The following is a 12,124-nucleotide window of genomic DNA, read 5'->3' as shown; positions in this document are numbered from 1 at the left end:
ACACAGTATCGGGGGCCTTAAACGGTATCGTATTTTGTCTGACCGTCTGCGCATGCACAACCTGGAACAATTTGATGTGGCGTTAGAGGTCTGCGCCGGCCTGTGGAACTTCTGCCTAACTCATTGATAATTCAGTACAACAACTCTAATGGTATAAAACAACTGAAAATGCTGCCAGAAATCGTAGCAAGTCAATTTCATAAAATCGGATGGGTAATTTACGCGGCTCTGGTTCCATCAATAAGCAATTTATTAAGGGCAAAGTTAATGCTCAGCTTATCTAAATACTCATACTCAGTTTAGGTAAATGAATCACGGGAATCTGCTGGCATTATTGAGTCGGTTACTGGCAAGGCCTGTTTTTTGGGGAAGGATTGACTTGTATGGTTGCTTTCGTAGCAATTTCCGCTATTTTGCGGAACGAAATCCACTCGCTTACTCATTTTCCCACCCATTTGCCCATTTTATGACCCCATACCTTTACGCAGTGCCCGCCCTGGGCATTTTCGCGTTGCTCTATACTTGGCTGCGTGCCGGCTGGGTAGCTAAGCAAGATGCCGGCGATGAACGCATGACCACCATTGCCGGCTACATTGCCGACGGGGCCATCGCCTTCCTTAAAGCCGAATACAAAGTATTGGCCCTGTTTGGTTTAATTGCTGGTGCGTTCCTCTTCTACCTGGGTAGCACCAGCGGCAACTCCAGCCCCATCATTGTCATTGCGTTTCTGATAGGGGCGGTGTTTTCGGCCCTGGCTGGCTTTATCGGGATGAAGATTGCTACCAAAGCCAACGTGCGTACCGCGCAGGCCGCCAAGACCAGTCTCAGTACCGCGCTCAACGTATCGTTCTCGGGCGGCTCGGTAATGGGCATGGGCGTGGCGGGATTGGCAGTGCTGGGGTTGGGGTCGCTGTTTATTGTCTTCTATAAGCTGTTTGTGCCCAGCGGGCTTGCCAACGGGCAGGAAATGGAAAAGGCCCTGGAGGTTCTCACTGGCTTCTCGCTTGGGGCTGAAAGCATTGCGCTGTTTGCCCGCGTGGGCGGCGGCATCTATACCAAGGCGGCCGACGTGGGTGCCGACCTCGTGGGCAAGGTAGAAGCGGGCATTCCGGAGGATGACCCCCGCAACCCCGCAACAATTGCCGACAACGTGGGTGACAACGTGGGCGACGTGGCCGGCATGGGCGCCGATTTGTTCGGTTCTTACGTAGCCACCATCCTGGCTACCATGGTCCTGGGCCGCGAAGTAACCGTTACTGGCGACCAATTTGGAGGCCTTTCGCCCATTTTTCTGCCGATGGCCATTGCCGGAATGGGTATTCTGGCCTCGCTGGTTGGCATCCTGTGCGTTCGAGTGAAGGAAGGCGGCAATGTGCAGGCGGCCCTCAACCTGGGGAATTATATTTCTGTTGTTGTCTCGGCATTTGGAGCTTATGGCCTCATTATGTGGATTTTGCCGACTGGTACGTTCACCATTCGCGGCATCAGTTTCGATGCAATGCACGTCTTCTACGCCGTGATGGTGGGGCTTGTAGTGGGCACGCTCATGAGCATCATCACCGAATACTACACCGCCATGGGCAAGCGCCCGGTGAACAGCATCATTCAGCAAAGTAGCACGGGCCACGCCACCACTGTCATCGGTGGCCTGGCCGTAGGGATGGAATCGACAGTGCTTCCCATCCTGGTGCTGGCGGCCGGCATTGTGCTGAGCTACGAAGCAGCGGGCCTTTACGGGGTGGCCATTGCCGCGGCGGGCATGATGGCCACCACTGCCATGCAGCTGGCCATCGATGCCTTCGGCCCTATTGCCGACAACGCGGGTGGCATAGCCGAAATGTGCGAGCTGCCCAAGGAAGTGCGCGAGCGCACCGACATTCTCGATGCCGTGGGCAACACCACGGCTGCCACTGGCAAGGGCTTCGCCATCGCCTCGGCCGCGCTCACTTCGCTGGCATTGTTCGCGGCCTTTATGGGCACGGCTAATATTACGTCTATCGACATCAGCAAAGCACCGGTGCTCGCCGGCGTATTTATAGGGGCCATGATTCCCTTCATCTTCTCGTCGCTGGCAATTGCCGCCGTGGGCCGGGCTGCCATGGCCATGGTGCAGGAAGTGCGGCGCCAGTTCCGCGAGATTCCCGGCATTATGGAAGGCACTGGGCGGCCGGAGTATGAGAAATGCGTGGCTATCAGCACACAGGCGGCCATTCGGGAAATGATTCTGCCCGGCGCCATTGCGCTGCTGACGCCCATCATCGTGGGCTTCGGCTGCCGGGGCCTGTTCTCAAATGCTTCTTCGCCCGAGGTGCTGGGCGGCCTGCTGGCCGGCGTGACGGTGAGCGGCGTGCTCATGGCCATGTTCCAGAGCAATGCCGGCGGCGCCTGGGACAACGCCAAAAAATCCTTCGAAAAAGGGGTGATGGTGAACGGCGTGATGCAATACAAAGGCTCCGATGCCCACAAAGCCTCCGTGACCGGCGACACCGTGGGCGACCCATTCAAGGATACTTCCGGCCCAAGCATGAACATCCTCATCAAGCTGATGAGCATTGTATCGTTGGTTATCGCGCCTCACATTGCCGAAAAAGGCGGGGAGCGCGGCATGGCCCCCGTGCAGATGGAAAACCAGCGCATCGAGACGGCGGTGCGCCCGCATGTGCGCTACGCGGAAACCTTTGCCCCGGCGGCGTTTCGGGTAATTTATACAGTGCTGCGCGAAGTGAATCACTGATTTAGCCGGATTAATCCGATTACACGGATTGCTTGTTAATTCAACGAAAGTCTGCACTGCTTCAATTAGTGCGAAACGTTGCCAAAAGGCCGCTGCCGTTTCGGTAGCGGCCTTTTGGCTGCTCACTACTTGGCAAAAGCTGCAAATAGCCCAGCCGGAATGCTGGGTAGGAGGCCGCCGGCTGCGCAACAGGCAATCCGTGCAATTCGCCGAATCCGGCTCAATCCGTGATTAGCTTTGCGGCTCCATTACTCCCTCCCGCGCCGCATGGGCCACTCCCACATCACCATTCACAGCAAAGAATTCCGGCCGTACTTCTCCGCCACTCACCTGAATGAAGTCGTGGCCAGCCTGGCGGCTCGCCTCAGTGCCGACTACGCCGGGCAAAAGCCCTTGTTTGTGGTCGTGCTCACGGGCGGTTTCATGTTCGCCTCCGATTTACTCAAGCACTTTGTTGGCGAATGCGAAATCGTCTTCATCCGGGTAGCCTCCTACGAGGGCACGGGCAGCACGGGCGTGGTGCAGGAGATTCTCGGGCTGCGCGAAGAAGTACAGGACCGTCATCTCATCATCGTCGAAGACATCGTGGACACGGGCACCACCATGCACCACCTCCTGCCTACGTTGCTGGCCAAAGGCCCGGCTTCGGTCGAGATTGCGGCGCTGTTTTTCAAACCGGCCAGCCTGCGGCACGAGTTATCGGTGCGCTACGTGGCCCTGGAAATCCCTAATGATTTCGTGGTGGGCTACGGCCTTGACTACGACGGACTAGGCCGCAACTTGCCCGATGTGTACGTGGCGGTGTAGCAACGTTTCTGGTAACGATTGAGTAACTTGCCCAAACCCACCTAATCATCTCCCTCGCGCAACGCTTCTTCTACATGTTGAATATCGTGCTGTTCGGCCCCCCTGGCGCCGGCAAAGGAACCCAGAGCCAGAAACTCATCACCCACTACAACCTCGTGCACCTGAGCACCGGCGATTTGCTGCGCGCTCAGATTGCCCAGGGCACCGAGTTGGGCCTCACCGCTAAGAAGCTGATGGATGAGGGCTTGCTCGTGCCCGATGAAGTCGTTATCGGCATGATTGGCAGTTCTTTGAAAACCAACCCGCAGGCTGGAGGCTTCATCTTCGATGGCTTCCCCCGCACGGTGGCCCAGGCCGAAAGCCTCGACCGCCTCATGGCCGAGCACCAGACCAATATCAGCTGCATGATTGCGCTGGAAGTGGCTGAAGAAGAGTTGGTAACCCGCCTGCTGGAGCGCGGCAAAACCAGCGGCCGCCCCGATGACCAGGACGAAACCAAAATCCGCCGCCGCGTAACGGTTTATAATACCGAAACCGCCCAGGTGGCCGGCTACTACGCCGCTCAACAGAAATTCCACGCCCTCAACGGCATCGGCCCGATTGACAGCATTTTCACCGAAATCTGCGGGTTGATTGACCAGCACCAGGCTGCCGCACCCGAAAATCCGGCTGCGGCCACAAGCGAAGTAAAAGCGTAGCGACTGCGCCAGTTATGAGTTAAAAGGCATGAGTTATGAGTTTCGGGCGCATAGCCCGGGATTCATAACTCATTTCGTTACCCCCAAATCCAACTCATAATTCATAATTCAAAACTCATAATTAATAGCTGTGGCTTCCAATAACTTCATCGACTACGTCAAACTCATCTGCCGTTCGGGCAAAGGCGGTGCCGGCTCGCATCACTTTTTCCGGGCCAAGGGCCTGCCCAACGGTGGCCCCGATGGTGGCGATGGCGGCCGGGGCGGCCACATCATCCTCGAAGGCAACTCGCAGCACTGGACGCTGCTGCACCTGCAATACCAGAAGCACGTTTTCGCCAAGGACGGCGAGGGTGGGGGCGAAAACCTGCGCAGCGGTGCGCAGGGCGACGATATTGTGCTGCAAGTGCCCCTCGGCACCGTGGCCCGCGACCCCGACGGTACCCAGATTCTGGAAATTACCGAGCATGGCCAGCGGCTCATCCTCGTGCCGGGCGGGCGTGGTGGCTGGGGCAACGACCATTTCAAGAACTCCATCAACCAGGCTCCCACTTACGCCCAGCCCGGCGAGCCCGCCATCGAGGCCATCATCATTCTGGAGCTGAAGCTGTTGGCCGATGTGGGCCTCGTGGGCTTCCCCAACGCCGGCAAGAGCACGCTGCTGTCCGTGGTATCGGCGGCCAAGCCCAAGATTGCCGACTACGCTTTTACCACCCTCGTGCCCAACTTGGGCGTGGTGGCTTATTACGACTACAAATCCTTCGTGATGGCCGACATTCCCGGCATCATCGAGGGCGCGGCCGAGGGCAAGGGCCTGGGCACGCGTTTCCTGCGCCACATCGAGCGCAACTCCATCCTGCTCTTCATGATAAGCTGCGACAGTCCCGACATCGCCGCTGAATATCAAATCCTGCTGGGCGAGCTGGAGCAGTTCAACCCCGAACTACTGGAAAAGAAGCGCCTGCTGGCCATCACCAAGTCCGACATGATTGACGAGGAGCTGGAGGCCGAAATCCGTCCGATGCTCCCGGCTGAGGTGCCCTCCATCTTCATTTCCAGCCTCACGAATAAAAATATTCAGCCGCTGAAGGACATGATTTGGAAGGCGTTGCACGAGTAGGCTGGTTGCAGCGCATCATCGAAAATTATCGGTAAGGATTCCCTGAGTGTATACGCTGGAACTCATCAAAGACCAAATCGGGGTCCTGTTGCACCCGGTAATCGAAGTGCATTGATAACACGTTATCCGAAAAATTCAAACTAGAAAGAGTCGGCACCGGTGTCAGCATTTTTGGTTCTGCCCATTGTTGAGCCACAACCGCTACTGGAATGCGAGATATAACAGTCCATGTTGCCTTGCCTCCGGCAATGGAAGCCAGATAGCGCGAACCAAGAATAGCTTTTATAATTGATGGTAGACTTGCATCATCACCCATCATCATTTCGAAGTGATGAGGCGCGTCAGCATCGTCGCCCATTGCAACGCTTGCACGAGTAAGACTAACTTTCATAAAGCGTTTCGTTTTTCGATTTAAAGTTATGGCGGTAAGATAGTACACGCCTTGAATCCAAATGTCTTGTGCCACTATGGCAGCCGCCGCCCCTTTGGCAAGTGAATTGCGCCCGCAGCTTGACTAACCGGCTAACCCCGTGAAAAACCCCTTTCGACGAATATTTCCGCAAATGGCTAACGAGAACAACCTGCCCCAGGACGACAACCTGACCGCTGACCCCAACCACGTAGCTGGCGAAATGGCCGATACTAACAACGGCGAAAGCACCGACCCCAACATGACGGCCACCGGCGCGCCGCAGCCCGAAGCCTCGCGCACCGATGTTGAGCTGGCCGACCTCAAAGACAAATACCTGCGCCTGGCTGCCGAGTTTGAAAATTACAAGCGCCGCACCAGCAAGGAGCGCATTGACTTGTTCAAAACGGCCAACCAGGAACTGATGGTGGCCCTGCTGCCCGTGCTCGACGATTTTGAGCGCGCCCGCAACGCCACTGCCGCCACTACGGATACCAACGCCGTGCGCGAAAGCATCGAGATTATTCAGAGCAAGCTGAACAAAACCCTCCAGCAGAAGGGTTTGACTGCCATGGAAGCCAAGGGCGGTGACTTCGATGCCGAGCTGCACGAAGCCATTACCCAGATTCCCGCGCCCAGCGACGACCTGAAAGGGAAAATCGTGGACGAAGTGGAAAAGGGCTATTATTTAGGCGATAAAGTAATCCGCCACGCCAAAGTGGTGCTCGGGCAGTAATACCTTTGTGGATTCTGCTCCAGATAATTTTTATAGAAAACGATGGCTACTAAGCGCGATTATTACGAGGTATTAGGCATTGCTAAGAATGCGGAAGGCGACATTATCAAGTCGGCCTACCGCAAAATGGCCATCAAATACCACCCCGATAAAAACCCCGACGACCCGACGGCCGAAGACAAATTCAAGGAAGCTGCCGAGGCCTACGAAGTGCTGAGCAACGCCGACAAGCGGGCTAAATACGACCGGTTTGGCCACCAGGGCATGGGCGGCAACGGCGGTGGCGCGCCCAACATGGAGGATATTTTCTCGCAGTTTGGCGATATTTTCGGCGGGGGCGGCGGCTTCGAAGGCTTCTTCGGGGGCGGGCGTGGGCAGGGCGGCCGGCGCCAGAAAAAAGGCTCGAACCTGCGCATCAAGCTGAAGCTTGATTTGGAGGAAATCGCCAACGGCGTCGAGAAGAAAATCAAGGTGAAGCGCTACGTGGCCTGCCAGCCGTGCAGCGGCACCGGCGCCAAAAACGGCACCGACCTCAAAACCTGCCCCACCTGCCAGGGCCAGGGACAGACCAAGCGCGTGGTGAACACCATGCTTGGCCAGATGGTGAGCAGCAGCACCTGCCCCACCTGCAACGGCGAGGGCAAAACTATCGTGACCACCTGCGACGTGTGCAAAGGCGAAGGCCGGCAGCTGCACGAGGAAGTAATTCCTATCAACATCCCCGCTGGCGTGGCCAACGATATGCAGCTGAGCATGAACGGCAAGGGCAACTTCCCCGAGCGCGGCGGCGTGCCCGGCGACCTGCTCATCCAGATTGAGGAGGAGCCGCACGAATTCCTGAAGCGCGACGGCAACAACATCATGTTCGAGCAATACATCTCGTTCGTGGATGCTGCCCTGGGCGCCAGCCTGGAAGTGCCCACCATTGAGGGCAAGGTAAAAATTAAGGTTGACCCTGGCACCCAGCCCGGCAAAATCCTGCGCCTGCGTGGGAAAGGCATTAAGGACCTGAATGGCTACGGCCGCGGCGACCAGCTCATTCATCTGAATGTGTGGACGCCCAAGCATGTGAGCAACCAGGAACGCGAGCTGCTGGAGAAGTTGCGTGACTCAGACAATTTTACGCCGCACCCCGGCAAGAACGAGAAGGGCTTCTTCGAGAAAGTGAAGGAGTACTTCGCGTAGGGTTGCGGGAGTGAAATTCTCAGCTCAAAAAGCCTGCGTCGGTTTACCGGCGCAGGCTTTTTTTGTACCCGCTAGCCGGTTAGAAATTTTTAAAGCATAAGGGTTATAATGCCAAAGCGAAGTACAGAGGCAACTCGAGCTGCTTAACGGGGCATGGTGGTTTCGGCATGCCGGCCATTTATTGCCGAGTGCAGGTCCTGGCCGATTTGGTAGCCGAAGAGCAGGAGCGCGCTACCCACCAGCAGCATCGAGCTGTAGCGCCGCCAGCTGGGCAGTGCCGGGGCAGCGGTTCCGTAGGTCAGGGACGGGGCGTAGGCCAGGTCGGAGAGGCCGAAGCCGAGGGCCAGCGTGCCGCACGCGGCGGTGGCCAGCCAGTTGTGGACCAGCAGCCACCCGAGGCTGATGAGGCCAAAAATGAGTCCGGTAATCACATTGAGCTTTTTCATGGCGCAGTAAGTGAGTTCTTTGTCGGGGGCTTAATCGCGCATCGGTGGCGCGCATTACAGGCTTCGGTAATTTTCTTTCGAATATATTTTTTGGAGAAAGGCTGTAATGCCGGGCCGACAGCGGCGATTCATTTCCCGAAACTCTACTACTCCATGGCTGCCGCCACCCCATCTGCTGATTTTGTTGCCGCGCTGCACGAGTACCAGCCGCTGCTGCGGCGCGTGGCCCGGCTCTACTGCCAGGATGCCGACGACCGCCGGGACTTGTTCCAGGAAATCGTGCTTCAGCTGTGGCGGGCCTGGCCGCGCTACGTGCCCCAGCCGGGGGCTAAACTCAGCACCTGGCTCTACCGAATTGCGCTGAACGTGGCCATCTCGAACCTGCGCCAGCGCACCCGCCGCCCCGCGCAGGGTGCGCTGAATGCCGAAGCGCTGGCCGTGGCCCAGGCCCCGGAAACCGGCTTCGATGCCGACGACCAGGCGGCCCTCTACCGGGCCATCAGCCGCTTGTCGGACGTGGACAAGGCCTTTATTCTGCTTTATCTCGAAGACCGGCCTTACGAGGAGATGGCTGACATTCTGGGTATTACCCAAAATAATGTGCGCGTGAAAATGCACCGCGTGCAGGAAAAACTTCGCTCGCTCTTAGTCCCCGCCGCCTGATGGAACTCGATGACCTTCGCCGCCAGTGGCAGCAGCCCGAACCGGCCGCGCCACCCATGAACCAGGCAGCGCTTAGCCGCTTGCTGGCCCAGCGCTCGGATGGGCTGGTGGAAAAAATGCGCCGCAATGCCCGGCTGGAAACAGCCTTCGTGGCGCTAACGGCCATAGCCATGCCGCTCATCATTGGCTTTGCCGACAATTTTCTGGAGCGGGCGCAGGTAGTGAGCTTGTTTCTGCTGGCGCTGGTGCTGCTGGGGTACTACTACCGCAAGCTGAAAATGCTGCGCCGAATGACCCGGCCCGACGCACATGTGCTCGGCAACCTGCGGCGCTTGTGCGCCGGCCTGCGCAGCATGCTGCGGTTTAATTATCGGCTGACCCTGGCTATGGTGCCGGCCTCGCTGCTGCTGATGTACGAATACATGGTGGGCAAAGAACTGGCCCGGCCCGGCGGCGTGCATACCGCCATGCTGCTGGGCCTTGGCGCGGCGTTTTTTGTCACGGGCCTGCTGCTCCAATGGGCCGTGGTGAAGGCCACCCGCTGGTATTTGCAGCGCCTCTACGGCCAGCACCTCGACCGGCTCGAAGCCAGCCTGCGGGAGTTGGCCGAGTCCGAACCGCCTACTGCCTACTAACGCCGCCGGTCCCATTCATCTCGCTTATTCACCGTTTGGGGCCTTGTTATTGCTGCTTGGCTCACGTCGGGTGGCAAGTGACTAAGGCGCTTGATACATTTACCCCGCAACATTATCCTACATTTAATCCGTCAACCAACCCTTCTTTTTCTGTGAAACCTATACTTGAAGCCATCGACGTGCGGAAGGCCTACGCCAACCACGTCGCCCTCGACGGCGTGAGCCTTGAAATTCCCGAGGGCAGCATCTTCGGTCTACTGGGCCCAAACGGCGCGGGTAAGACCTCGCTCATCCGCATCATCACCCAGATTACGGGGGCGGATGAGGGCGAAATCCGGTTCCGAGGGGAGCGGCTGAATCCCAGCCACATTGCCCAGATTGGCTACCTTCCCGAGGAGCGCGGCCTCTACAAAAAGATGAAAGTGGGCGAGCAACTGCTGTACCTGGCCCGCCTGCGCGGCCTGAGCCGGGCCGATGCCACGGCGCGCATCAAGCAGTGGCTGGCGCGCTTCGACATCAAGGAATGGGCCGGCAAGAATGTGGAGGACCTGAGCAAGGGCATGCAGCAGAAGGTGCAATTCATTGCCACGGTGCTGCACGACCCCAAGCTGATTATTCTGGATGAGCCGTTCTCGGGCTTCGACCCGATTAACGCCAACCTGATTAAGGACGAGATTCTGGAGTTGCGCAACCAGGGGGCGACCATTATTTTCTCAACGCACCGCATGGAATCGGTGGAGGAAATGTGCGACAACATTGCGCTGATAAACCGCTCGCGCAAGGTGCTGGACGGGCCGATTGAAGTGATTCGGAACCAGTTCAAAACCAATACTTACGAAGTGGAAGGCCGGGGCAAGCTCATCCTGGTGCACCCCGATTTTGAAGTGGTGGAGCAGAAAGAACGCGAAAACGGCCATTTCTACGCCCGTGTGCAGCTGCACGACGGGGTGCGGCCCAACGACTTACTGCGCTACCTCATCGGGGCGGTGGAGGTGGAAGCTTTCCGGGAGAAAATCCCGAGCATCAACGAGATTTTCATCCGGCGCGTGCGCGAAACCATGCCCGAAACCCTCACCGAAACCGCTAACGCGCTTCTTTAACTCGTCGTCATGGCCTCCAAGTTCTTCCTCATTGCCCAACGCGAATACCTGACCCGCGTTCGCAAAAAAGCCTTTATCGTTCTCACCCTGGCCGTGCCGCTGCTGCTGGCGGGCTTCGGCGTGTTCATCGCCAAAATAGCCAGCTCCGACAACGACACCACCGACGTGGTGGAGGTGCGCGACGACAGCGGCCTCAACGTGGCCAGCCATTTGGTGAGCACCCCGCAGCTGCGCTTCGAACCCGCCGTTGGCACCCTGGCCGAAGCCAAAAAAGGATTCCAGAAAGCCAAGCACGACGGCTTGCTGGTGTTGCCCGCCGGCCTCGATGTGGAGAAACCCGCCGGCGTGCAGTTTTTTGGCAAAGGGAACATCAGCCTGAAGAAGCAGCTGACCGTGGAAACCGCGCTGAACAAAGCCTTTTCGGACCTGAAAATGCAGAAATCCGGCCTTTCGCAGGAGCAGCTCGACCGCCTGCGCTCGAAGGTGGACCTGCAAGCCATCAGCCTGGATGAAACCGGCAAAGAGGCCGACAGCAATGCCCTGGCTACTTCGGGCACGGCCTACGCGCTGGCACTGGCCATTTACCTGTTCATCTTCATCTACGGCGTGCAGATTATGCGCGGGGTGGGGGAGGAGAAGTCGAGCCGCATCATGGAGGTGATGCTCTCGTCGGTGAAGCCGTTTGACCTGATGATGGGCAAGATAGTGGGCATCGCGGCGGTGGGGCTCACGCAGTTTTTGCTGTGGGGCGTGTTGTCGTTCGGGGTTTCGTCGGTGCTGATGCCGCTGCTGACGGGCGGCGACAAACCCAAAACGGAGGTGGCCGCCAAGCCCGCACCCAATGCTCCAGAAGCAGCATCGGCCGCGGCCGATGAGCCGCAGAGCGCTGGTGCCGCTTTTGACAAAGGCATGGACAAGTCGGCCAAAAACATGAACCCGGTTGGTCGCACGAGCATCTTCGCCACGCTGGGCAACCTGCCGCTGGGCACCATCCTGTTCGGCTTCATCGTGTATTTCCTGGGCGGCTACCTGCTGTACGGGGCCCTGTTCGGGGCCGTGGGCGCGGCCGTGGACGACCAGACCGATACCCAGCAATTCATGTTTCCGATTACCATGCCGCTCATTTTGAGCTACATCGTGGGCGTGTCGGTCATTCTGCGCAACCCCGACGGCCCGGTGGCTTTCTGGATGTCGATGATTCCCTTTACCTCGCCCATTGCCATGGTCATCCGCCTGCCTTTTGGCGTGCCGATGTGGCAGCTGGCACTGTCCATTACACTGCTGATTCTCGGCTTTATCGGCACGGTGTGGGTGGCGGCCCGCATCTACCGCGTGGGCATTCTCATGTACGGCAAGAAGGTGACGTACCGGGAGTTGGGTAAGTGGATGTTTTATAAAGGGTAAGCGGCCGGGCCAACTGGCCTGCGGCAACCACGCAAACGACTTTTAGCATTGCAAAAGGGGGTTGCGTGGTTCCGCAAATCCCTTTTTTGTGTCGGGAAAGGCATGCGAAATTCTGCAAACCCTTCCGGACGCAACAAAACGGCCTTGCGAGGCTTTACAACCCATTCTGAGCCTGAGAAACGGCCTT

12 protein-coding genes are annotated in these 12,124 nt (G+C 57.9%); 10 read left to right on the top strand and 2 right to left on the bottom strand.

Annotation, left to right across the window (positions count from 1 at the left end):
* The first annotated feature begins 466 nt into the window (after positions 1-466).
* The 4 genes from J4G38_RS16245 (at position 467) to obgE (ending at position 5,359) form a co-directional block, all read left to right on the top strand.
* Complete coding sequence (locus J4G38_RS16245) at positions 467-2,734, top strand: sodium-translocating pyrophosphatase (protein WP_210518109.1); 2,268 nt, start codon at positions 467-469, stop codon at positions 2,732-2,734.
* 267 nt (positions 2,735-3,001) lie between these two features.
* Complete coding sequence (locus J4G38_RS16240) at positions 3,002-3,541, top strand: phosphoribosyltransferase (RefSeq protein WP_210518108.1); 540 nt, start codon at positions 3,002-3,004, stop codon at positions 3,539-3,541.
* Positions 3,542-3,615: 74 nt separating this feature from the next.
* On the top strand, positions 3,616-4,239 hold the full coding sequence (locus J4G38_RS16235) for an adenylate kinase (protein ID WP_210518106.1): 624 nt from the start codon (positions 3,616-3,618) through the stop codon (positions 4,237-4,239).
* Positions 4,240-4,369: 130 nt separating this feature from the next.
* Positions 4,370-5,359: a GTPase ObgE gene (obgE, locus tag J4G38_RS16230; protein ID WP_210518104.1), complete on the top strand. Its 990-nt coding sequence runs from the start codon at positions 4,370-4,372 to the stop codon at positions 5,357-5,359.
* Positions 5,360-5,384: 25 nt separating this feature from the next.
* On the opposite strand, the gene J4G38_RS16225 is transcribed toward obgE, so the two are convergent.
* Positions 5,385-5,825, bottom strand: a complete 441-nt coding sequence (locus tag J4G38_RS16225; RefSeq protein WP_210518102.1) for a hypothetical protein — start codon at positions 5,823-5,825, stop codon at positions 5,385-5,387.
* Between the two features lie 97 nt (positions 5,826-5,922).
* Between J4G38_RS16225 and J4G38_RS16220 the strand changes: the two genes are divergently transcribed.
* Both J4G38_RS16220 and dnaJ read left to right on the top strand, forming a co-directional pair.
* Complete coding sequence (locus J4G38_RS16220) at positions 5,923-6,504, top strand: nucleotide exchange factor GrpE (RefSeq protein ID WP_210518129.1); 582 nt, start codon at positions 5,923-5,925, stop codon at positions 6,502-6,504.
* Positions 6,505-6,546: 42 nt separating this feature from the next.
* Positions 6,547-7,689, top strand: coding sequence for a molecular chaperone DnaJ (gene dnaJ, locus J4G38_RS16215; protein ID WP_210518099.1), 1,143 nt, complete (start codon positions 6,547-6,549; stop codon positions 7,687-7,689).
* A 143-nt stretch (positions 7,690-7,832) separates the two neighbouring features.
* Here dnaJ and J4G38_RS16210 read toward each other — a convergent pair whose 3' ends face one another.
* Positions 7,833-8,135: a hypothetical protein gene (locus tag J4G38_RS16210; protein ID WP_210518097.1), complete on the bottom strand. Its 303-nt coding sequence runs from the start codon at positions 8,133-8,135 to the stop codon at positions 7,833-7,835.
* 153 nt (positions 8,136-8,288) lie between these two features.
* Between J4G38_RS16210 and J4G38_RS16205 the strand changes: the two genes are divergently transcribed.
* The 4 genes from J4G38_RS16205 to J4G38_RS16190 all read left to right on the top strand — a co-directional run bounded on the left by J4G38_RS16205 (position 8,289) and on the right by J4G38_RS16190 (position 11,937).
* The gene (locus J4G38_RS16205; RefSeq protein WP_210518096.1) at positions 8,289-8,798 is read left to right on the top strand and encodes an RNA polymerase sigma factor; all 510 of its coding nucleotides are present in this window, start codon (positions 8,289-8,291) and stop codon (positions 8,796-8,798) included.
* Positions 8,798-9,433, top strand: coding sequence for a hypothetical protein (locus J4G38_RS16200; protein ID WP_210518094.1), 636 nt, complete (start codon positions 8,798-8,800; stop codon positions 9,431-9,433). Before J4G38_RS16205 ends, J4G38_RS16200 begins: the two co-directional genes overlap by 1 nt.
* Positions 9,434-9,585: 152 nt before the next feature.
* Positions 9,586-10,533, top strand: coding sequence for an ABC transporter ATP-binding protein (locus tag J4G38_RS16195; RefSeq protein ID WP_226163475.1), 948 nt, complete (start codon positions 9,586-9,588; stop codon positions 10,531-10,533).
* Between the two features lie 9 nt (positions 10,534-10,542).
* A complete protein-coding gene (locus J4G38_RS16190; protein ID WP_210518091.1) occupies positions 10,543-11,937 on the top strand; it encodes an ABC transporter permease in 1,395 nt (464 codons plus the stop codon).
* The last annotated feature ends 187 nt before the right edge of the window (positions 11,938-12,124 follow it).

This window comes from Hymenobacter terricola, from assembly GCF_017921975.2.
In the GTDB taxonomy this organism is placed as follows: Bacteria; Bacteroidota; Bacteroidia; order Cytophagales; family Hymenobacteraceae; genus Hymenobacter; species Hymenobacter terricola.
The sequence above is the reverse complement of the archived record's forward strand: the minus strand, read 5'-3'. Positions and strand labels throughout refer to the sequence as shown.

What these genes read in the sequence shown, in the direction of transcription:
- J4G38_RS16205 (WP_210518096.1), top strand. Translation starts at nt 8,289, where the DNA reads ATGGCTGCCGCCACCCCATCTGCTGATTTTGTTGCCGCGCTGCACGAG.
- J4G38_RS16245 (WP_210518109.1), top strand. Translation starts at nt 467, where the DNA reads ATGACCCCATACCTTTACGCAGTGCCCGCCCTGGGCATTTTCGCGTTG.
- J4G38_RS16220 (WP_210518129.1), top strand. Translation starts at nt 5,923, where the DNA reads ATGGCTAACGAGAACAACCTGCCCCAGGACGACAACCTGACCGCTGAC.
- J4G38_RS16200 (WP_210518094.1), top strand. Translation starts at nt 8,798, where the DNA reads ATGGAACTCGATGACCTTCGCCGCCAGTGGCAGCAGCCCGAACCGGCC.
- J4G38_RS16235 (WP_210518106.1), top strand. Translation starts at nt 3,616, where the DNA reads ATGTTGAATATCGTGCTGTTCGGCCCCCCTGGCGCCGGCAAAGGAACC.
- J4G38_RS16190 (WP_210518091.1), top strand. Translation starts at nt 10,543, where the DNA reads ATGGCCTCCAAGTTCTTCCTCATTGCCCAACGCGAATACCTGACCCGC.
- dnaJ (WP_210518099.1), top strand. Translation starts at nt 6,547, where the DNA reads ATGGCTACTAAGCGCGATTATTACGAGGTATTAGGCATTGCTAAGAAT.
- J4G38_RS16210 (WP_210518097.1), bottom strand. Translation starts at nt 8,135, where the DNA reads ATGAAAAAGCTCAATGTGATTACCGGACTCATTTTTGGCCTCATCAGC.
- J4G38_RS16240 (WP_210518108.1), top strand. Translation starts at nt 3,002, where the DNA reads ATGGGCCACTCCCACATCACCATTCACAGCAAAGAATTCCGGCCGTAC.